Here is a 20,702-nt window from a genome sequence, read left to right on the forward strand (position 1 = left end):
GGCGCATCGCCGGATACGGGGGCTGCTCATACCGGTGGCGCCGATCGGGTCCGGCCCAGCCGTGGCGTGATCGGAGTGGCCCCGCCACCTGCTGCGGCGGCTGTCTCGGCGGGACGCCGTCGTGTGGCCAGCTTGTCCGCCTCGCAGATGAGCAGATCGCTGGGCTCGCACTCCAGCACCGCGCAAATCAGTTCCAGGTCGTCGAGCCGGATCGTGGTCGGCGTGCCGGTCCACAACGCCGACATCTTCCCGGCGCTCATCTCCAGCCCGGCCTCGGCCAGCCGGCGACGCAGCTCGGTGGACTTCCAGATTCCCCGCTCGGCCGCCTTCATCCGCAGGTTCCACCGTGCGATCCCTGCGCAAGTGCACCAGATAGCGGTCCGCGTCACCGGGCTGACAGGTCCACACCGGCTCGCCGAGGAATCGGATGAACTCGAACAGTACGTACCGCTCCTTCACGATCTGCCGGTCGGTGATCCCCGAACCAGCCGACGCCAAGGCGTACTGATCGACCAACTCCTGCTCGAAGTCCTCCAACTCGGCTGCCGTGCGCAGCCGACGCGGGGAGTCGATGGACCGCACCACCGCCAACGCCATGGTCGCCCCACTTCAGGAATCACTCGCCAACATCCCTATAAACGACAACGAGTCAGGAATCCTGACGTTTCGTCGAAACTCTCACCGACGCCCGGGAGGCCCCGATGACCAGGGTTTTCGGCAGCTCAAGGCAACCCGGCCAGGAAGAAACTCATGACACTTCCGACACGGCGGTGATAGCCCGCCGCGCCGCCTGGGCACGGGGGAGCGCGAGAGGAGACGACCGGGGGCAGATCACCCCGTGGACCGTGGTCGGAACGCTGATCGTGCTCATCCTCGCCGGTCTCGTCTTCGACCTGGGCACCACCATGGCCGCCAAGGTATCCGCCTACGACACCGCGCAGGCCGCCGCCCGCGCCGGAGCCGGACAGATCGACCTGGCCGCGCACCGCGCGACCGGCGCGGTGCGACTCGACCCGACCGCCGCCAGCGCCGCCGCCCGGGCCTTCCTCGCCCACGCCGGTCAGCTCGGCACGGTGTCCGCCACCACCGACCGGGTCACCGTCACGGTCACCACCACGCACCGAACGCAACTGCTGCACCTGATCGGCGTCACCGCCATTCCCGTGACCGCCACCGCGACGGCCACACCCGAAACCGGCGTCACCACCCCCGAGTAAGCGCGCCCCCCTTTCCACCGAATGCAGGAGGTGTCATCGTGATCGTGACGCTGACCACCGCCGCCCGCCGCGCCGCCGCCGCGATCACCTCAGCGGTGTTGCTCGCCGGCCCGCCCTACGCGCTGCTGCGCGTCACCGAATCGCCGCTGCCCGACCGGCCGCCCACCTGGGACACCGTGGTCACCACGCTGACCAGCCCCTTGTCCGACGACATGATCATCACGGTCCTCACCGCTCTGCTCTGGGCTGCGTGGGCCTCGTTCGTCTGGTCGCTGCTCGCCGAACTCGCCACCGTCCTCACCGGTCGACGCCTGCCCCAACCCCGCGCGCTGACCCCTGCCCGCGGTCTGGCCACCCTTCTCGTCACCATGATCACCGGCGGTGTGCTGGCGACCGCCGCGCAAGCCGCCACCGCAACTCCCGCCGCTCAGGCGCACCCGACTGCCGCAGCCGTCGCCGTGCCCTCCGTCGTCGCCCGCCAGCAGGCGGCTGACACAGCGGCCGACAAGGCGACAGCGGCGCAAGTGGCCGCCGCTGCGGCGCATCCACTCGCAAACACCACGGTGACGCTGGTCGCCGACGGCCGCCAGTACACGCACACCGTCGCACGCGGCGACACCCTGTCGAAGATCGCCGAGCAGTGGCTCGGCGACGCCGACCGCTGGCCCGAGATCTTCGCCCTCAACCGGGGCACCTACTTCCCGCGGGTCGGCGGCACCCTGCGCAACCCGAACATCATCCACCCCGGCTGGACGCTCGACCTGCCCGCCGACGCCGCCCCACCCGCCGGCCAGCATCCCCACCGAACGGCGCCAACGCCACCGACGCACCCGCCCGCACCAGCACCTACACCCGCCGACCTGCCGTCTCCCGCCCCGAAGACGACCACCGTCCCCGCTCCTGCCACCAGTTCGCCAAATTCCAGCCAGAACGCGGCGGCCAACCCTGCCGCCAGCGATGACAGCAGCCGCCCACCTCGAACGGGCCACGGAGTGTCGCTACCGACCGGCAGCTGGGTCGACGCCGGACTGGCCGCAGCGATCATCGCCGCGGTCGCCATGATCTGGGCGCACCGGCAACGCCGCTACCGCCCCCGCACACCCCTGCACCCTCACTCCGCCAACGACCCGGCCGCAGCGCCGATGCCCGCCGTGGTGCGGCGGATCCGACGCGGCCTGCGTCCCGACACCACCTCGATTCACACCCTCCACCCCGACACACCCGATACCCGTGAGGGCCAAGGCGGCGGCAACGAGCCTCTGCCGCGCCGTGAGCACGACGTTCCCGCCCTGCCCCACACCGCACCGGCAAGCAGCGCCGTCGAGACAGCCGCACCCGGTGACCCCGCCGCGCACGATGCCGCGCCGGTGGCGCCAACTCTGGCCCACCCACTGTCGGCGGTATGGCCGCCCGCGGGTCTGGGCCTGACCGGGCCCGGCGCGGACGCCGCCGCCCGCGGCTTCCTCACCGCCGCCCTCGCCACCAGCGGCGAGGAACACCCCGACGCCCGCCCCCACGTGGTCATCCCGGCCAGCACCGCCGCGACCCTGCTCGGCGCCGCCGCCGTCAACCTGCCCCGCACCCCGCGCCTGACCGTCACCGCCGACCTCGACGACGCCCTGGCAGCCCTCGAACAACAAACCCTGCACCGCAGCCGACTGGTCTACGAGCACGAGGTCGACACCGTCGCCGCCCTCCGCACCGCCGACCCCCACGAACAACCCCTCGCACCGATCATGCTGCTCGCCGACGCCACCGGCCGCCACGAACGCGCCCGCGTCGCCGCGATCCTCACCCAAGGGCAACGCCTGGACATCCACGGCGTGCTCCTCGGCGTCTGGCCCGACGGCGACACCGCCGCCGTCGCCGCCGACGGCACCGTCACCCGCGCCGCCAGCGACGCCCGCCACGGACCCCACCCCGCCGACATCGGTCGCCTCGCCGTCCTCGACCCCACCGAAACCGTCGACCTGCTCGCCACCCTCGCCGAGTCCCACACCGGCCAACTCCCAGCACCCGCACCGGTAGAACCAGCACCACCACCCCGACCCGAATCGTCCAGCGACCCACCGTCGTTCCCCGAACCCGAACGTATCGATGAAGGCGAGATCAGCGGATCCGGGCCGGGATCAGCCGACGATGGTCACGAATCGCAGATGCAACCTGCATCCTCCACGCGCATCCCGCCGCCCCCACCCGAGACCGACGACACGTCGCTCAGCATCGCTGGCTCGGCATGCAGCAGCCCAGCGGCCGTCTCCGACAGCCCGCCTCGGTCGCCCCGTCAGACGACCGAGGGTACGGCCGCTGATGGCAGCAAAGCCGCAGGGCCACGACTTGACCGGGTCGAGGTGACCGTGCTCGGCCCGCCGGCCATCGTCAACGCCAGCCACCCCCGCACGCTGCGCGCCAAGTCGCTGGAGCTGCTCGTCTACCTCGCCGCCAACGACGGCGATGCCTCGATCGAGGCGATCCTCGAGGACCTGCTGCCCGAAGCACCCAGCAGCAAGGCCCTGCACCGCCTGCACACCTACGTCTCCGACCTACGCGCCGTGCTGCGCCACCACGCCGGGCCCGGCAGCTACCTCACCAACCCGCATCGCCGCTACCGCCTCAACCCCGACCGGTTCGACATCGACCTGTGGCGGCTACGCGCCGCCCTGCGCAACACCGGCGGCACCCACCCCGACCGCGTCCAGGCTCTACGCCACGCCGTGGACAACTACCGGCCCCTGGCCGAGGGGTGCGACTACGAATGGCTCGACGCCTACCGGCATGCCGCGCAACGCGAAGCCCTCGACGCCGTCACCGCGCTCATGGAGGCACACGAAGGAAACCCCGCAGAACAGGCCACCATCTGCGCCACGGCCCTGCCCCACCACCCCTACAACGAGCAGCTGTATCAGCAGGCCATGCGCGCCCACGCCGCGCTCTGGGACCCCGACGCCATTCGCGCGCTGCGCAGCACCCTCACCCACCGCCTCAGCGAAATCGACGCAGGACCGACCGACGACACCCTCGACCTCGTCCACCACCTCATCGACGGCATCCAACCCGGGCATCGCCGTCGCCCCTCCGACGGCCGACCGGCATGAACCACACCGCCCCACCAACCAGCGACCCCACCGCAGCACCCGACGCCGCCCGCGAGGACAGGCGGCTACGCACACTGCGATGGGCGGTACGCGCCACCCTCACCCTCGGCGTCGCCGCCTCGGTCGCCGCGAACATCCTCCACGCCCGGCCGAACCCGATCAGCCAGATCATCGCCGCCTGGCCACCCCTGGCGCTGCTCCTCACCGTCGAGCTGATCTCCCGCGTCCCCCACTACCGCTGGCACCTCGGCGCCATCCGCGTCACCGCCGCCACCCTCATCGCCGGCATCGCCGCCTGGGTGTCCTACTGGCACCTCGCCGGCGTCGCCGCCCGCTACGGCGAAAACGGCTACGGCGCCGCCTACCTCCTACCCATCTCCGTCGACGGTCTCGTCATCGTCGCCAGCGTCAGCCTCGTCGAGATCAGCGCCCGCATCCGCGCCACAACCCTGCCGGGCAGCGTCACACCGCGACAGACACCAGCAACAGCCGCCCAAGCCGCCGTGCCGCCTGCAATCGAGGACGAACCGGTGAGCGAGGCATCCTCACACCCACTCCGGATCACCGCCGGGCTCAGGACCGCGCCATCGTCAGCCAGCAATGGCACCGTTGCGGTGCCGCACGCCACCGGCTCGCCCTGGTCCTCGAGCGTCGACCAGGCCACGGACGAGGACGGAATTCCGCCGCCGCCGGTGGCGCACGAGCAGAAGCCAAGCGGCTCTGCCGCCGCCCACTCGACGGGTGTGATGAACGAAACCACACGACCCGCCACGGAAACAGAGAGCCACCGGCACCCGTACACCGAAGCGGACCACGAAGCACCCACCGCCGCCACCGACACCGCCGCCGCAGTGGCCTACTGGCAACGCCACGATCCCCAACTGCAGCCAGCCGAGATCGCCGCGCGAATCGGCAAGTCAGAACGCACCGTACGCCGCCACTGGCAGCCAGGATCACCAACCCGCACCGCACGCTTCAACGGCCGCCCCGCCCGCCAGCGCCGACACTGACACCCGGCCGCCGCCCTTGGCCTGGCGATCACCGCAATCACCGTTCAAGCGCAGCCGCTCACCAACGACAAAAAGACCCCGTTCTCTGCCCGATGAGCGCCGAGCGTGCACGGACGTGGCAGCTATACCGTGAGTGGGTCGGTAACTCGCGCTGGGTGAGCACGCGGGCCCGCCAGGCTCGCTGCGGGTGTGCCCGCAGCGCTGGTGCGAGCTTCAGGCGTTGCGCGGTGGAGGGAAGGTGAACACCGTGGAATCCATCCCCCCGTTGTTGACCGTGCTCGGTCTGCTCACCGGGCCTGTGGTGACTGGTGCGTTCACGTTGGCCGGTGTGCGGGTAGCTGAGCGTTCCAACCGCCGCCGGCAGTTGCAGGTCGAGCAGGCGCAGGCGCAGCAGCAGATCGAAACAGTGACGACCGAGCTGATCGACGCGACGTTCGTTCTGTTGACCGGGCTGGCCGCGCGCCAGCCGCGGTGGAACTCATGGCAGCCACGGTTGATGCTGCTCGGCCGGTCGCTGTTGGAGTTCCAGTCGGGGCGCCACACCAAGGGCTACGCCCACGGGGTCGCGCACGCCGGCCGGCTCGCCTTCGACTGGCACGAGCAGATGCTGGCGTCGACCGAGCTGTTCACCGACACCGTCTTCCGGCAGTTCACCGCCGCGTGCAGCCGGGCCGTCCTGCTACCCGACAAGGACGTGGTCGACGCTGTAGCCAAGCTCGTCGAGGCCGCGTTCGGTGTGGTAACCGCGTATGGGGCGGACAACCTGTACCGGCGCAAGGCAGCGACCACCGAACGGGCAGCCGCGGAGGCTGTCCTACAGGAAGCCCTTGGCGCGTTGACCCTGGCCGCGCGTACGCGGCTGCACCCCCCGACGCCGCCGGCATCCGTGCCGTGGTGGCGTCCGGCGCGGTGGTGGCCACCGGCTCGTCGACGGCGGTCGGCCGAGCTGGCGGTGTCTGGGGAACGTCCCTGACGTACCACGACACCGAGAAGCAAGGGGCATGTCCCCAGCAAGGGAACGTCATCCGGCTGGTCTGCGGGGGCCAGCGGTCAACGCCCCTGCGCCCCCTTCGGCTGGCACCACGCTGCCCGAAGTTCCAAGGAGCAGCACCAGGAACTCCAAGCTCCCCACCTGCCAGTTCAGTGCGCAACAGAAGATCTTGGCTGTCGCGCTTCACGCAACGGCTGTCATCCCACCACTGAACGGTGAGCACAACAGACAGGTGGAACGGGAGACAGAGATGGCAACTCACGAGGTGATAGGAATCGGATTGGTAGTTCTTGGCCCAGTTGTTTCCCTCTTGACACTCTGGCTTCGGCTCCGCTTTCGACTGCACCAGGAGCGGGAACGGCGCCACTACCTGCACACGGCTACCGCTTTGCCAGCCGGGAGCCGAGTACAGGAGCAGCGTGATGACGGAACCCGGCTCATCCTCAACGTCGGGAACGCAAACCGAGACGAGTGCGCATGAATCATGTCCTGGAACCTCCCGACGAACCGGCACGCTCCATGCCCACGACCGCAGCCGATGTGCCGGACCATTACCGCCCCGACACGCCACTGGTGGATGTCGCGGCCTTCAGCGCCTTCTACCGCGCCGAGGTCAAAGCCCTGGTTAACTTCCTGATCTGGATGGGTGCCGGTGTCGCCGACGCCGCCGACATCGCCCAGGAGACGATGATCGAGGCATATCGAAGCTGGCCGTCGATCCAGCATCCCCGAGCGTGGACCCGGCGCGTCGCTTCCCGCCAATACGGCCGACGACACTTCGGCCAAGAGGTAACCACGGAGCCGGAGACACTCAATCCACTGCTATCCACATCCGCAGACATCTGCGCATGGGAGCAACGGCATGACGTGTTGCGGCTGCTGACCACGCTTCCCTGGCGGGCAACGGCAGGTCATGGCTTGGACGTTCGACGGCTACCGGCCGCAGGAGATCGCTGACGAACTAGACATCTCACCGGAGGCGGTACGAGCCAGCCTGAAGCTCGCCCGCCGTGCGCTCGCCGAAGAGTCCAGCCGCAGGGCGGGGGAAACCCAATGAACCAGGACAAGCTGCTCATCAGCCTGCACGGCACCATCGCAGGGGACCTCGGCGGTCTACTCGATATCGAAGCGGGCCTGCGCGAGGCCCTCGTCTCCGCACAACACACCCACACCCGCCACGACCTGGACCTTGACATCGAGGCAGGACTCCGCGCCATCGCCTCTCCCCCGGAGGCAGCCACACCATCTCCGGCCCCGCATTCCGAGCAGCCCAGCGCGACACCCGATCGGTCAGATTTGCAAGGTGCGGTTGCCGCTCGGCTGATGTCGTTGGACAGTTCCAGCCGGCTAACTCTCCGCAACCACCCAGCCATCGCCGCCTTCGCACTCACTCTGGAGATCACTAGCGCGGCGGCAACAACCCGCGCCATCGCCATCGCCATCGACCGCGCACGCGACCTCGCTCGCGCTCGCGACCTCGCTCTCGACGTCTCCCGTGCCCTCGACCGAGCCCTCGCTCTCGCCCGCGACCGTGTCCGCGCCCTCACCCGTGCCCTCGACATCAACGTCGGCCGCGCCATCGACGTCGACCGCGCCATCCACCTCACCCGCGACCTCGAGGTCGCCCGCGCCCTCGGCCTCGACCTCACCCGCGACCTCGACCTCACCCGTGCGCTCGACCCCGACCCCGACCCCGACCTCGACCTCGGCCGTGCCCGTGCCCATGCCCGTGCCCTCGCCATCGGCGTCGACCGCGCCCTCGACCGCGCCCTCGCTCTCCGCAGTCGCGGCCACATCCGCGACCTCGCTCTCGCCAGCGACCTCGACCGCGACCTCACCCACATCCGCACCCTCGGCCTAACCTTCATCCGTGCCCGTGCCCGCGATCTCGCCGGCGACCATGCCCTCGTCCGCGACCATGCCCTCGTCCGTGACCTCGCCCGCGACCTCAACCGCGCCCGGCATAACTTTACGGAGGCCGATCTCAGCGATGTGGATCTGAGCAGGGTTTCGCTCACTGGCATCCGCTGGTCGATGGCCACGAGGTGGCCATCAGACGAGTGGCGGGCTCAGGCTCTGCTGGACTCGTGGGACCTGGGTGACGGGACGTACGAGATCCGGGGCGGTAGCACCAACGTCCCCGCCCACAGCACCTGAGCAAGCCGTGGCGGCCATCGTTCGGTCGCAACCGTAGGCAGGAGGAGCCGACCTGAGCACAGTGGTGGGCAGGACGGGACAGCCTGTTCCTACCCACCACCAGTGGCAGTTATTCCCGCAGCCGGCAGCGGCTACGGGTGCGCGATGACCGGTTGCGTTGCCTTCGGGTAGGCGTAGCCGTCGTCCCAGGGTAAGCGGCCCGCCTGGTCGGGCCAGACGATCTGTTGTAGGCGGACCTGCCTCAGGCCGTATCGGGCGAGCGCGGCGCCCGGGCGCAGTTGTTCGGTGGCTGGGCCGGCGACGATGGTCGCGTCGTAGCCGGCGATGAGGTCGCTGATGCGTTGCCCGTGGGTGAATCGCTCGGCGCGGTCGTAGACCCGGGCGGCGAGGTCGTTGAGTAGTTGCTGCGCGATGGCGGGGTCGAGTCCGGCGATCAGTAGTTCGGGATGGTCGTGGGCGGTGAGGCCCACGGTGTAGGCGAACGCGGCCGTGCTGTCGTCGGGGTCGGGTGGCACGAGTGTCACCGCCCAGCCGACCTGGTCGATGATTAGGCTCTGGCGGCGCATGAAGTCTCGGATTCCCGTCATTGGAGGGCTTCCCCTTCCGACGTGGTGCCGGGGTGGGGCGGTTGTGGTGGATCGACCTCGACGAAGCCGAAGAGCCGCTCCATGAGCTGGAGAGCCTGCGTGCGGTAGCGGTCGGCGAAGCCTCGGCAAATCGCTGGTTTGGCGTCGGGATACAGATAGTGCGGAAGTGTGCTGTGACAGACGATGTACGACTCTTGTCGGCAGGTCTCCGTGACGAGATGGCGCAGCCTTCCGACCGCCAGGTGCATCTTGTTGCCGGGGTTGAAGATGCAGGTGTCGCACGGTCGCGACAGAAGCCGCGACTTTCTTAGGACCGGATCGCCGACGCTGAGGGACTCATCGGGGCTGGGCTCAGCGGGATCATGGCCAGGGCGGGACAGGTGTTCCATGACGTTTGCCCTTCTCAAGAAGCAGGGCCGCCGCCTGACGGCGACGGCCCTGGTGTCGGGTGGTGCTGTGGTCGGCCCGCCACGCCAGCGTCGGCCGCCGGCGGTGGCGTGGCGGATCGGGTCAGCTGTGTCGTCGCCGGTGGTTGAGGCGCGTTCAATGCCTCATGACCGGCGCGTGGACAGCGAGCAGGAGCCGGTCGGCGCACGGCCACCCGTCGGCGGCAGGACGCCAGGCGTCGGCGGCGTCGATGGTGGGAAAAGGCCCGACGACGGCGATTGTGGCGTGGTCACGGTCCAGCAGAGCCAGCGCAACGCTGCCGCCGTCGAGCATGGTGGTGCGGGCGGCGTGGGCGATGCCCGGTGGTACGGAGGTCCACTCGTCGTCGCCGATGTGTGGGTCGTCGGGGTTGTGGAGAAAGACCGGTGTGGTTGCGACGATGTCGGCGTCATGCATGGCCAGGTGGGGCGCGTAGTCGGCGGCGGCGGCCCGGCCGGGGATCGGCCCGTGCAGGGCCAGGGCGTCGGTGGTGGTGACGGCGAGCAGGGCGTGGGGCTTATGGTCTTCGGCGGTGTCGAGCAGCGCGAGGCTGAACGCGTCGCGGCTGCCGATGTCGACCAAGGTGATCATGGTGGGTCGTCCGGTATCGGCGTTGTGCCAAGTTGATGTCTCGAAGTGGTCGCTGGTGAGGGTGAGGAAACGCTGGTAGGCGCGGTTGCTGATGTCGAAGGGGTATCCCTTGTCGTGCACTGGTTCTCCCCGATTCTGGGTGTGCCTACGCCGGGCGCCGCGCGAGTCTTGAGGAGGCTGCGTGGTCTGTATGTGCGTGACGAGCGCGGCGGCGCAGGGCCGTGCTGGGTGGCGGTCTCGGTTCGGCCGCGTTGAGGTTGAGCCGGTGATCGGCCAGCGGCCCCGTCCAGGGTGGTGGTGCTTCTGGTGTGCTGCTGGCGGTGTCGGGTGCGGTGTGCCGTCAGCGCCAGGTGGTGGTGATGGCGTCGAGGGCCCGGAGGTTGTCGGCCGACCAGCACCTCGGCGGGGACCCCGGCGGTGGTGAGGACGTCGCCGAGCAGGCTGGCGGAGCGGTGCGTCGTGACCACCAGCCGCATGCCCCGGTTGCCGCCGCTTCGTAGCCAGCCGGCGATCGCGCTGGGTTCGGTGGTGACTGTGGCTGGCAGGTCTGCGGTGTGCACGGCGGCGTCGGCGACACTGTCGTCGCTGCAGACCGTCAGGACGGTCGAGGCCACCGGTGCGAGCACGGCCAGGGTTTGACTGACCAGGGTGACCGATGGGCACGCCACGACCACGAGACCGCCGGGCGGACACAGCGTGGTGGCGACGTGCGCGGCGGCGATGGTCTTGCCGGTGCCGCAGGCGGCGTGGATCTGACCGCGGCCACCGGCGTGCAGGGCGGCGACGGCGGAGGAAATCGCCGCGCGTTGCCACCCCGCTGGGTCGGGCAGCCCGGCAGCGGCTCGCGTGAGGGGCGGTCTGCGCCAGTCGGTGGGGTCAGCGGTGCCTGGATCGTGCGACACGGTCATGGGGGACGCGCACCGCACCGGCTTCGTGGGCGGAGCCGGTGAGGGTTGGCTCGTGGTGAAGGGCCATGGCACCTCCTTATCGGGCAAGGACGGAAACGGTTTCGCCGAGGAGCATCGGTGCTCCGTCAGGGCCTTTTCTCCGCACCACGAAGATCATCTATTTAGTAGGGTCGCGCGACTCTGGCCGGGTGGCTTGCGGCACACCCGTTGCTTCGTCGCGGTCCAGCCGTACCGCTCGCGATGACGGAGGATTCGGTGCGGTGGCTGACTTTTCAGATTCGTCAGAAGCGACCTGGGCAGCTGAGAGGATGCAGTCATGACACTTCCGGGTTGGTGATGGTCGCGAGCCCCGTGCTGAGTCTGGTGCAGGGGCTTGCCGGTTTCCGGGGACAGCGGGCGGGCGGGTAGGGTTCGCCAGAGTGCGGGTTCTTTTCACTTTCATTGGTGGCAGCGGTCATTTTCGGCCCCTTATCCCCTTCGCCCGTGCGGCTCAGGCCGCCGGCCATACCGTGGCCGTGGCGGGCTCTGGGGGCCGGTACGAGGAAATCGCGGCGGCGGGGTTCACGGCCTTCCGTACTAGCGAGCCGAAGCCGCAGCTCGCCGGCGAGCCGGAACAACGTTTGGAGCCGGTCGACCTGGCTCGCGAGGAGCAGGTCCTTCGCGACGCGTTTGCCGGCCGGGGTGCGCGCCGCCATGCCAAGGCGATCCGGGAGATCGCGCTTGAGTGGAAGCCGGAGGTCATCGTGCGCGACGAGATCGACTTCGGCTCTGCGATCGCCGCGGAGACACTCGGGATCCCGTGTGTGAACGTCATCGTGCTGCTGGCCGGTGGCCTCGCCCGCAAGGAGGTCATCCTCGACCCGATTACTGCGTTGCGCAGGGAATATGGACTCGTACCCGATCCCGAGTTGACCCGTCTCAACGGTCAGCTGGTCATCATGCCCGCGCCGCCGAGCTTGCGCGATCCGCACCACCCGCTGCCGGAGAACACCTTCTGGTGCGCTGCGGGTGACCACGTCCCGCGGCGCACGCGCGCAGCGCGTAAGCCTTTGATCTACTTCACGCTCGGGACGCTCGACACCCACCTGGGAGTCTTCGAACGCGTGCTCGCTGGGCTTCGCGACCTATCTGTCCGCGTGGTGACGACAGTGGGGCGGCGGCTCGATCCCGCCTTGTTCGGAGCGCAGCCGGATCACGTGCGCATTGAGCAGTTCGTCCCGCAAGAGGAGATCCTGGCCGAAGCAGACCTCGTGATCGCACACGGCGGCTCCGGCACGCTGATCGGTTCGCTCGCCCACGGTATCCCCTCCGTGCTGCTCCCGATGGGTGCCGACCAGCCCCACAACACGCGGCGGTGCGTCGAACTCGGCACGGCGCTGGAGCTTGATCCGGTGATGTTTACGCCCGAGGACGCTGCCCGCGCCGCCGCCACGATGCTGCGCGAGAACTCGTACCGGCTCGCCGCACAGCGGATCCAGGATGAGATCAACGCCCTCCCGGAACCTGCGCAGGCGCTCGACCTGATTGAGGCGCTCGCTTAGCTGACACGCACGGAAGCTGACACAGATGTGACCGTCGGGCCATACCCGCGGTCCCGGGGTGGCGCATGCCTGCCCGCCGCCGGCCGACGGAGTCAGGTAAGGGCGGTGGGGCCGGTCTCTGCCCGGTCGGCCGAGCGGCGCAGCCGCTCGGCTTGCTGCTTCTTGTTCGCGATGTGCCGCAGGCTCTCCTCCAACGCGGCGACTTCGCCGAGCCACTGCATCCGGTGGGCTTCGTCGAGTCGTTCGCGGGTGTTGGTTTCGATTTGCAGCAGGCGCGGCACTTGCGCAAGATCCAATCGAAGGACCGGGCACCGTATGCAGGCGTGTTCATGCTGGCAAGGCGTTCCATAGGGTCGCTCGCAGGTGCCAAGGGCAACCTTACGGAGTTGGAAGTGGTCGCGGAATTCGGCCCACTCGGCATCGGAGGGTTCGCGGTACTCGTCGCGGGGACGGCGGGCGCGTCCTTGGTCGATGAACGTGCGGTAGTGGCGGATGACCTCCTCGGGATAGACGGCCACATATCCTTGCGTGGTATTTAGGTCGAGGTGTCCGAGTAGCTTGGCGGCGATGTGGATGGGTAGGCCACTGTTGACGGTCTCCGTGGCGAAGACCCTTCGGAAGTCGTGAGCGGAGAAGCTGATCGGTGAGCCGTGGACGTCGGTGAGCGCTCCCGGGCAGCGGGTGTGGTTCTCGTGTTCGGTGAAGCTCGCGACGTGTTCGTCGGCGGCGACGGCGTGTTCGGCCAGCCGCAGCGTCTTGGCGAGGTCGAAGTGCAGGCGCATCGGAGGGCTCCTGTCGATGTCGGTTCGGGTGGTCAGGGCCGGGAATTGCCGAGGTGGGCGCCGAGGCGCGGTCCTTGCCGTACGGCGGCGACGGCGTCGGGTAGCTGGCGGCGTTGCCAGCCGTGCAGGGCGGTGGGGAGGTCGGCGCCCCACCGGTGGTGTTGGGTGAGGGTGGTGGTGAGGGCGGCGGCCTGTTCGATGCCGTTGTTGGCGCCTCTGGCGGTGTGGGGCCGGACGGGGGCCAGGGCGTCGCCGAGCAGCACCGCCCAGCCGGCGCCGACGGGCCAGGCCATGCGTGTGGGTGGGTCGATGTCCATCACCGGTGCCGCCATCCGTGTGGTGGTGGCGTGCACGGTCGCGGCGTGCGGGGCTGGTAGGAGAAGGGCGGCCTGGGTGTCGACGTGCGCGCGTGCGGCCGGGCTGACGTGGTGTGGCAGGGCGAACGTGCGTCGCTGCGGTGGGGCGCCGAAGCGGTGGGTGTAGTCGGTGGGGCTGCAGGTGAGGTACAGGGTCCAGTCCAGCCCGTCGGGGACCGGCGCGGCGTTGTACTGGCATCCGGGGCCGGGTTCCAGGCGCAGGAAGTCCCGCAGCGGGTTGTGGCTGGTGGGGGTGTGTCCGCGGTGGGCGACGTAGCCGGCGTAGCGCAGCCGCCGTCCGGGGTCGAGCAGGCGGCGGCCGGTGGAGGCCCGGCCGTCGGCGAACACCACCAGGTCCGCTGGCGTGCGGGAGTCGTCGGCGAATACCAGCTGTGGGCGCCCGCCGCGCTCGCCGAGGCCGGTGACGCGCCGCCCGGCCTGCAGGACGCCGTCGGGCAGTCGGCGGGTGAGAGTGTGGTGCAGCAGGGACCAGGTGGTGTTGCGGCCCGGATACCGCCGCCGGGCGGTGTGGATGGGCTGGCGGTCGCGGACGGTGACCTCCAGGACGGTCTCGGAGGGGTACGCCACGAACTCGTCCTGGCCGATGTCGAGGCGGTCGAGGATGTCGAGGGCGGGGTGTTCTAGGCCGATCAAGCCACCGCCGCGCGGCGCGGCGGCGGGTGCGGCTTCGTAGACGGTGACTTGGTCGAAGCCGGCGCGTAGCAGGAGCAGCGCGGTGACGGCGCCGGTGAGGGAGCCGCCGACCACCGCGATGCGTGGTCGTGGCAGCGTCCCGGCAGAGGAGGCGGGAACGGCTCGCAGCAGCGTGCTGGCCGGGGGGTGGTGCGGCTGTGTCATCAGGGTTTCCTTCCGATCGACGGAAGCCCGGGCACGGCCGTACGGCCGTGCCCGGGCGGGTGCGCTGAGTTGCGCGTGTGGCCGGGCATCGGCCGTGGTGGTGCGTTTGAGATCAGGTCACGCCTGCGGTAGGCGCTGGTCAGCGCGTGAGGTGGCAGGCGTGACGGGGACAGATGTGGAGGACAGGCTCACCGAGGGTGGTGAGGACGCCTGCGCGGTTCGCGGCTGGCGTGGCGGCTGCCAGGCAGGTCAGGTGCCTGGACGCAGCATCCGCGCCAGTGACCGCAGTAGATCGAGCACGTCGCTCGTGCCGGGCTCCGGCGCCGGGTCGACGGCGACGACGCCTTCGGGCTGGTCGTGGAATCGGGTCAGGACGTAGGTGGTGCCGTCGGCGTCCACGGCGTCGATGTAGCGGACCATTTGGGGCGGGCCCACGGCGTCGGTGACGGCGGCGTGCATGAACACCCAGGCCAGGATGCGGACTGGGCCGGTGGCCGTAACGAGGTTGGCCTGCACGACTGGGTCGTGCAGGCCGGTGCTGGCGTGGCGCAGCACCGCGACAGCGTCGTCGGGGTGCGCTCCGTCCGGCGCCGGCGTGGGCGCGGGGACCACGCTGACGTAGCGGGCGCTCGGGTCGGGGTGCCCCGGGACAGGGGCCTCCCGCAGCACAGCCAGCAGCGCCGGGCCGGGCCACGGGTAGGCGCGGTGGGCGTGCTGGTCCATGCCGCGCAGGCAATGCACGACGGCTTGTTGCATGGGGGTGAGCATGTTTCTCCGATCATGGTCACGTAGATGTGGAGCCTGGAATTCCCCAGGCTCTGAGGGTGAGCGCGGCCCCGGGGCGGTCCGCGACACCGGGCGGCCTGTCGAGGCCCGCGCAGTACCGCAGTACCGTCTGGTGGCGTTGTCATCGGCAGCGTCCGTAGCAGAAAGGTCTTCGGGCGCGGCCTGCGGTGCTGTCGAGGTGCACAGGCTGCGACCGAGACGCGTGATGCGGTGGCAGCGGGTGGAGCCGCACGTCAGGTCGGGCAACGCGGTGTGGATTTCCTTGGTGGCCGCCGCAGGCGTGAGGTGCGTGGGTTACGCCTGTTCGAGTGCGGTGACGGCGGCGTCGGCGATGGCGTCGACCGCCTGGATCGGGTCATCGACCAGCAGAGTGGTGGTGTGGGTGAAGGTCTGTCCGGCCAGGCTGGCGGGACGCAGCCACAGCACCGCGCAACCGGACCGGTGCAGGGTGGTGATCAGCCGCTGCGCCGGCTCGACGTCGGGCAGGGCGCCGTCGGAGACCACAGCGAGCATCCGCACCCTGCCGGGTTGACGCAGGTGCAGCAGGTGATCGGCGACCTTCACCGCGTCGATGAACGCGGTGGTGCCACCGAGCGCGGACATTTCCAGGACCTGGGTCGGCTGGTGACGGGGAGGCACGAGCACGGTGACGCGCGCACCGAAACCGATCATGGTAGTGGTGGCCTGGTTGGTGCGGGCGGCGTGGGCGAGGATCCACCCGGCGGAGGACATCGGAGCCGCGTAGGAGCGCATGGAGCCGGAGGTGTCGACGAGCACGCCCAGGTGCAGGGTGGGCTTCGGCGGCGGGGTCTGGGTGCGGCGCTGCCAGGGAGTGGCGGTGGGCAGGCTGCCGGCGGCGATCTGCGCCTTGGCGGTGATGGCGTGGCGGGTGCGAAGCCGTCCGGGTGGCGTAGGGCTGGGGCGGGTGTCGGGTTCGGGTACGTGGGTGCGGGCCCGCCGCAGGCGGGCGGCGAGAAGGTGAGCGGCGGCGCGCTCGGCGTGGGTGGGGTCGCGGCGGGTCCAGGACGGCGGCGCGCCGTGTTGGGACTGGATCTGCTGGTCCGCGTACTGGGAGGGGGTGAGTCCGAGGTCGTGGGCAAGATAGTCGGCGAGGGCCTGGGCGAGCAGGCCGGCGAACTGGCCGGGGTCGGGCTGCGGGGGTTGCGGCTGGCGGTGGGGGTCGATTCCGAGGATGCGGCACCACTGCCACGCGAGGTCGATCATCGCGGCGGCGTTGGTGTCGTCGACGGTGTGCGCTTGCCGCCAGATGTCGCGGAGCTGGCGCAGCGTTGTGCGGCCGAGGACGGCGGTGATGGCGGCGCGGACGCCTTTGATGTCCTTGGCAGTGATGATGCGGGCGTCGACCCGGGCCAGCAGGAGGCCGGCGAGGTAGGCGGCGTGCCAGGCGTCGTCGACGGGGGCGTCGCCGGGGTGGATCAGAGTGGTGACGGTGTTGCGCAGCCACCGGCGGTCACCGCGGCGTCTGCCGCGTTGACGGTTCTCGGCGCGGGACTCCTCGAGCACGGCGGCGACGTCGGCGACGACCGGCGGGGTGCCCGGCGGGGTGTCCCACAGGCTGTGGGTGGCGTGGGCGGCTTCGTGGACGAGCAGCCCGTAGGCGGTGGGCACGAGTTTCTTGTGGCCGGCCTTGTACGGGTCGGCGATGTCGGGCGCGCCGATGTGGGTGGCGTCGACCTCGACCCGGCGGGCCATCGGGAGGAAGCATGCCGGGGCTCCACCGCCCGCGCCGGGGGCGACGTGAACGGTCAAATCGTGGCGGCCGGTCAGGATGGGCAGATGCCGGGTCCAGGCGTCGCTCCACGTCAACCAGTCCGGGTTGCTGATCGGTGCGGTGCCCGCCGCGGTGCCGCGGTGGGTTGAGGGATGGGGCATGAGGGTAGGCCTTTCTGCAGAGTGATGGGTCAGCGCTGCTTGCCGAGGGTCAGCGGGGTGATGTCCGCGCCGAACCGCTGCCGCAGGGCGGCGAGGACGTGCTCGCGGTCCTCAGCGGGAGCGCGGCCGGCGAGGTTCGCCACCGCGGCGGCACGCCCGAGGGTCTTACTGACGCGGGTGAAGCCGAGCAGTTCGCGTAGCTGCGGCGCCCAGCTGATCCGACCGGCGGCGAGATCACTGTTAAGGGCGATGGCGGTTTCGACGGCGGGTGGGGGCACGCCGAGGTGGCGGGCGAGGTCCCAGTCGGTTGTGACCTCGATGTGCACGTCGAAGCGGGAGGCGAGGGCTTCGGTGAGGATCGCGCCGTGCACGCCGGGGTTGTGTCCGGCGATGACGTAGAACCCGTCGGCGGCTTCGACGCGTTCGTTGCGGTAGCCGGGGATGGTAATCACGCGCCGGCCGTCCATGGCCGGGTAGAGCACGGCGAGGACCTTCGGCGGGATCAGGGTGGCGTCGTCGACCAGCAGCGCCCGTCCCTGCCGCATCGCGACGACGAGGGGGCCGTAGACGAACTCGAACCCGCCGTCGGGCAGCGGAATGAAGTTGCCGAGGAAGTCCTCCACCACGGTGTCGCCGGTGCCCGCGACGGTGAGCAGATCGGGGTAGGCAGCCTCGATCAGGGCCGTCTTTCCGGTTCCGGGCGGGCCGTAGAGCAGCACAGGGATCCGCTTGTTCCGCAGCCGTTGCAGCACGTCCACGTCGCTGGCTCCCGCCAGCTTGCGCGGGAAGTACAACTCGCCGTTGGGTCGGCTGATTGGCTGCCGTCGACCCGTCCCACGCGATCCTTGGCGGGGTGTGCGCGGGGCGGGCGGCGGCATCGTCCCGGCGGCGTCGGTACCGGCCTGGGTGATCTGGAAGCGGTGCGGTCCGGTCAGGTGGGTGGCGTACCCGGCGACGGCCATCTTTTTCAGCGCCTCGAACACCGCCCCGGTTGACGGAGCATCCAGGGCTTTGGTGAGCTCGCCGACGCCGAAGACCTGGTCGGGGTGAGCGGCCAGATGCGCGGCGACCTTGTGGTACAGGTAGCCCGGCCGCCGGTTACCGGCCGTCGAGGCCGAAGTGGCAGCTCCGGTAGTGGGATCCATGCGGGTTCCTCCGTTCGAAGAGGGGTGGAGCCCGCGCACCCGTCTGCCGGGTGCGCGGGCGATGACTGTCCGCGCGCTGCGGAGACGGGATTCAGGTGCAACGTGGGGCCGGCCGGCCGTGAGCCGCGCCGATCCGGTGGGAAAGTTGGCCGCCTTGCTCCCCCGTGCGGGGTCAGCAGGTGGTGGGGTTAGAGGGTGCGGGCGAGATCCATCAGCCGATCGAGGCCGGCCGCGATGTGGCTGCGGGCCCTGCGCGGTGGTGGCTGGGACGGCTGGTCGACGGCGGCATGCCGCGCGCCGCGGATCCGTTTGATCTGATGGAGCTGACCGTCGAGGTCGACGGCGGCGACCACGCGCGTCTCGATCCGCGCCGAGGACGGCGCCTTCGCGAGGTCGCCGTGGCGGTATCCCGGCCGGATCGGAGCAGCCCACGCTTCGAAGACCAGGGCAAAGCCGATACAGCGTCGACCGTCGTGGTGCAGCCACGAGCGCAGCGTCTTCCGCCCGGGCGCAGTGCCGGCGAGATCGGCCAGGCTGTGCAGGATCACGCCCGGGGGCAGGCTCTGGTCACCACGGGCGAGGGCCGGGGCATACCAGACGTCCGGATCGAACAGACCGGCGTCGACGTGGACGTCATGCGGCTGGGATGACAGCGGCCGGTCGAACACGCCGATCAGCGTCGGCGGGAGGTCCCACCCGTGACGCTCGTGCCGCGCCTCGACGTCCACGAGCGCGTGGATTAGCGCGCCTCGGGTATGGGGGTTGAGCATGCTTCTCCTTCCAGGTGCGTACAGGAACGCGACGAGGTCACGCTGCGGGTGCTGGCGGCTTACCTCGCTGAGCCGGTCGCCGCTCGAGCAAGGCCCGGCGAATCCGGTGATGACGGGCTAGGCGCGGGCGATGTGAGCCCCGCGCGGCTCGGAGGTCGGGTTCACGTGCCGCCGGCGACGCTGTCGCAGCGGCGCGAGTCGACGGCCAGCCAGGGCAGGCCCCATCCGATCCGGTAGCGGCCGTCGACGGCCTCGGCCCGGTGGACGCCGCCGCCAAGGGACAGCGGACGGGCGACGGTCAGCACGCCATGCTCGAAGTCGACGCTGCGCCAGTCCCCGCCCACGTACTCGGCCATCCCGTCGAACGAGGCGGTGAGGGCGCGCAGGGCCTCGGTGTCGACGCTGAATTCGACGGCGCCGTTCCACCAGCCCAGCACAACCCCGACGTAGCCCCCGAGGTAACGGTCAACGCCTGCGGCGGGCTGGTAGCGCAGCCACGGTCCGGAGAACACGGCCGTGCTACCCCGTGGTGGCCGGTACTCAGGAGTGGGCATCGACCACCGCCACCGTCCAGTCGTTCGGGTTGAACCGGTTCCGCGCTCGCCCCGGATGGCGCCGCCGGTGAGCCGCCCAGTCGACCGGGCTCGGTGCGCGTCGGGTCGGCGTGGTGGTGGGGTCCGGGTCGCGGCGCTCGTGCAGCAGGTCCCGGAAGACCTGCAGCAGCCGCGGCGGCACAGCGCCGGTGTCGGCGCTGGTAAGGACGGCTTGCGCGGTGTCGAGCCAGACCACACCGGCCAAATCCACCCAGGCGATCGGGGTGCGGCCTGGTGGGAACCGCCAGCCGGGGTGCAGCAGCCGCGGCAGCGCCACGATGTCCCCCGGGTACGGCGCCCAGTCGGTGTAGAAGGGCACCACGGTGCCGGGCCGCCGGCCGGCTTCGGGAGCGTCGGCGCAGTCGGGGCACGTGGCGTCGCCGACGTGGGTGGTGCCGCCGCACGTGCCGCAGGCACGCCAGTTGTCCGGGTCGGCTTCCGGTTGGTACGTGGGGTCCCACGCGCCGGTGACCTGTCCGCCGAGCCGGTAGCCGTCGATGTGGTGCTGGCGGGCCAGCAGCCGCATCGGCCGGGTCAGGTGCACGTCGATGGTGTGCACGGTGGCGGTGGCGCGGACCAGGACCGCGATCAGCTGATGCGCCATCAGCGCGTCCCCTGCCCAGGAGTCGGGGTGGCGGCGCGGCGCGTGCGGGGCGCCCCCACACGCCCCAAGGTCCGCTTCGCGGTTTGGCGGCCGGCGGTGACATACGGGGCGAGAGCCTCCTGCAGGCGCCGCAGGTTGTCCGGGCCCAGGTCGATCTCGTAGGTCACCCCGTCGAGGGCGAGATGGTGGGTCGTGACGTTGTCGCTGCTGTGGTCGATGTCGTCGGTGAGCACGACGACCGGTCTGGTTGCCATAGAGCGGATTCCTTCTGTAGGGCAGTGCGGTGTCACCCCCGCCGCGACGAGCACGACGGGGGTGACATTGGGCAAGGGTGTGAAGAAGGGCCGAGCACCCGTCATGGGCACCGGCCCGGGTGTCATTCCGCCACCGGT

22 protein-coding genes are annotated in these 20,702 nt (G+C 70.3%); 8 read left to right on the forward strand and 14 right to left on the reverse strand.

Annotated features, from left to right (window positions below; genetic code table 11):
• Positions 1-26: 26 nt before the first annotated feature.
• Positions 27-332, reverse strand: coding sequence for a helix-turn-helix domain-containing protein (locus ACIQG9_RS23945; RefSeq protein ID WP_400406293.1), 306 nt, complete (start codon positions 330-332; stop codon positions 27-29).
• Between the two features lie 438 nt (positions 333-770).
• On the opposite strand from ACIQG9_RS23945, the gene ACIQG9_RS23950 reads away from it, so the two are divergent.
• From ACIQG9_RS23950 to ACIQG9_RS23980, 7 genes are all read left to right on the forward strand, one after another.
• Entirely contained in the window at positions 771-1,217 is a 447-nt protein-coding gene (locus tag ACIQG9_RS23950; RefSeq protein WP_400406295.1) for a pilus assembly protein TadG-related protein, read from the forward strand.
• Between the two features lie 38 nt (positions 1,218-1,255).
• The gene (locus ACIQG9_RS23955) at positions 1,256-4,312 is read left to right on the forward strand and encodes a BTAD domain-containing putative transcriptional regulator (RefSeq protein WP_400406298.1); all 3,057 of its coding nucleotides are present in this window, start codon (positions 1,256-1,258) and stop codon (positions 4,310-4,312) included.
• Positions 4,309-5,322 (forward strand): DUF2637 domain-containing protein, encoded by a 1,014-nt coding sequence (locus ACIQG9_RS23960; RefSeq protein ID WP_400406300.1) that lies wholly within the window; start codon positions 4,309-4,311, stop codon positions 5,320-5,322. Before ACIQG9_RS23955 ends, ACIQG9_RS23960 begins: the two co-directional genes overlap by 4 nt.
• A 238-nt stretch (positions 5,323-5,560) precedes the next feature.
• Complete coding sequence (locus ACIQG9_RS23965) at positions 5,561-6,295, forward strand: hypothetical protein (RefSeq protein ID WP_400406302.1); 735 nt, start codon at positions 5,561-5,563, stop codon at positions 6,293-6,295.
• A gap of 495 nt (positions 6,296-6,790) precedes the next feature.
• A complete protein-coding gene (locus ACIQG9_RS23970) occupies positions 6,791-7,270 on the forward strand; it encodes an RNA polymerase sigma factor (protein ID WP_400406305.1) in 480 nt (159 codons plus the stop codon).
• Positions 7,227-7,370 carry a sigma factor-like helix-turn-helix DNA-binding protein gene (locus ACIQG9_RS23975; protein WP_400406307.1) on the forward strand — a complete coding sequence of 48 codons (144 nt, stop codon included), beginning with the start codon at positions 7,227-7,229 and terminating at the stop codon, positions 7,368-7,370. Before ACIQG9_RS23970 ends, ACIQG9_RS23975 begins: the two co-directional genes overlap by 44 nt.
• Complete coding sequence (locus ACIQG9_RS23980; protein WP_400406309.1) at positions 7,367-8,470, forward strand: hypothetical protein; 1,104 nt, start codon at positions 7,367-7,369, stop codon at positions 8,468-8,470. The genes ACIQG9_RS23975 and ACIQG9_RS23980 overlap by 4 nt, the downstream gene beginning before the upstream one ends.
• 131 nt (positions 8,471-8,601) lie before the next feature.
• On the opposite strand, the gene ACIQG9_RS23985 is transcribed toward ACIQG9_RS23980, so the two are convergent.
• The 4 genes from ACIQG9_RS23985 to ACIQG9_RS24000 all read right to left on the reverse strand — a co-directional run bounded on the left by ACIQG9_RS23985 (position 8,602) and on the right by ACIQG9_RS24000 (position 10,982).
• Positions 8,602-9,057, reverse strand: coding sequence for a DUF4262 domain-containing protein (locus ACIQG9_RS23985; protein ID WP_400406311.1), 456 nt, complete (start codon positions 9,055-9,057; stop codon positions 8,602-8,604).
• Complete coding sequence (locus ACIQG9_RS23990; RefSeq protein WP_400406313.1) at positions 9,054-9,446, reverse strand: hypothetical protein; 393 nt, start codon at positions 9,444-9,446, stop codon at positions 9,054-9,056. Before ACIQG9_RS23990 ends, ACIQG9_RS23985 begins: the two co-directional genes overlap by 4 nt.
• A gap of 154 nt (positions 9,447-9,600) precedes the next feature.
• Entirely contained in the window at positions 9,601-10,167 is a 567-nt protein-coding gene (locus tag ACIQG9_RS23995; RefSeq protein ID WP_400406471.1) for a hypothetical protein, read from the reverse strand.
• Positions 10,071-10,982, reverse strand: coding sequence for a DEAD/DEAH box helicase family protein (locus ACIQG9_RS24000; RefSeq protein ID WP_400406316.1), 912 nt, complete (start codon positions 10,980-10,982; stop codon positions 10,071-10,073). The genes ACIQG9_RS23995 and ACIQG9_RS24000 overlap by 97 nt, the downstream gene beginning before the upstream one ends.
• A gap of 419 nt (positions 10,983-11,401) precedes the next feature.
• Between ACIQG9_RS24000 and ACIQG9_RS24005 the strand changes: the two genes are divergently transcribed.
• Positions 11,402-12,523 carry a glycosyltransferase gene (locus tag ACIQG9_RS24005; protein ID WP_400406319.1) on the forward strand — a complete coding sequence of 374 codons (1,122 nt, stop codon included), beginning with the start codon at positions 11,402-11,404 and terminating at the stop codon, positions 12,521-12,523.
• A gap of 92 nt (positions 12,524-12,615) precedes the next feature.
• Here the strand turns inward: ACIQG9_RS24005 and ACIQG9_RS24010 are convergent, their stop codons facing one another.
• The 9 genes from ACIQG9_RS24010 to ACIQG9_RS24050 form a co-directional block, all read right to left on the reverse strand.
• Entirely contained in the window at positions 12,616-13,305 is a 690-nt protein-coding gene (locus ACIQG9_RS24010; protein WP_400406321.1) for a tyrosine-type recombinase/integrase, read from the reverse strand.
• A gap of 32 nt (positions 13,306-13,337) precedes the next feature.
• Positions 13,338-14,519 (reverse strand): monooxygenase, encoded by a 1,182-nt coding sequence (locus ACIQG9_RS24015; RefSeq protein WP_400406324.1) that lies wholly within the window; start codon positions 14,517-14,519, stop codon positions 13,338-13,340.
• 249 nt (positions 14,520-14,768) lie between these two features.
• Entirely contained in the window at positions 14,769-15,275 is a 507-nt protein-coding gene (locus ACIQG9_RS24020) for a hypothetical protein (RefSeq protein WP_400406327.1), read from the reverse strand.
• 324 nt (positions 15,276-15,599) lie between these two features.
• Positions 15,600-17,018 carry a VWA domain-containing protein gene (locus ACIQG9_RS24025; protein ID WP_400406330.1) on the reverse strand — a complete coding sequence of 473 codons (1,419 nt, stop codon included), beginning with the start codon at positions 17,016-17,018 and terminating at the stop codon, positions 15,600-15,602.
• Between the two features lie 209 nt (positions 17,019-17,227).
• On the reverse strand, positions 17,228-18,343 hold the full coding sequence (locus ACIQG9_RS24030) for an AAA family ATPase (protein WP_400406333.1): 1,116 nt from the start codon (positions 18,341-18,343) through the stop codon (positions 17,228-17,230).
• 188 nt (positions 18,344-18,531) lie between these two features.
• Positions 18,532-19,113, reverse strand: a complete 582-nt coding sequence (locus ACIQG9_RS24035) for a hypothetical protein (RefSeq protein ID WP_400406335.1) — start codon at positions 19,111-19,113, stop codon at positions 18,532-18,534.
• Positions 19,114-19,274: 161 nt separating this feature from the next.
• Complete coding sequence (locus ACIQG9_RS24040) at positions 19,275-19,625, reverse strand: hypothetical protein (RefSeq protein WP_400406338.1); 351 nt, start codon at positions 19,623-19,625, stop codon at positions 19,275-19,277.
• A gap of 28 nt (positions 19,626-19,653) precedes the next feature.
• Entirely contained in the window at positions 19,654-20,310 is a 657-nt protein-coding gene (locus ACIQG9_RS24045) for a hypothetical protein (RefSeq protein ID WP_400406341.1), read from the reverse strand.
• A complete protein-coding gene (locus ACIQG9_RS24050) occupies positions 20,310-20,564 on the reverse strand; it encodes a histone-like nucleoid-structuring protein Lsr2 (RefSeq protein ID WP_400406344.1) in 255 nt (84 codons plus the stop codon). Before ACIQG9_RS24050 ends, ACIQG9_RS24045 begins: the two co-directional genes overlap by 1 nt.
• Positions 20,565-20,702 lie beyond the last annotated feature (138 nt).

Origin of the sequence: Micromonospora sp. NPDC092111 (genome assembly GCF_044755745.1) — a bacterium.
GTDB lineage: Bacteria > Actinomycetota > Actinomycetes > Mycobacteriales > Micromonosporaceae > Micromonospora.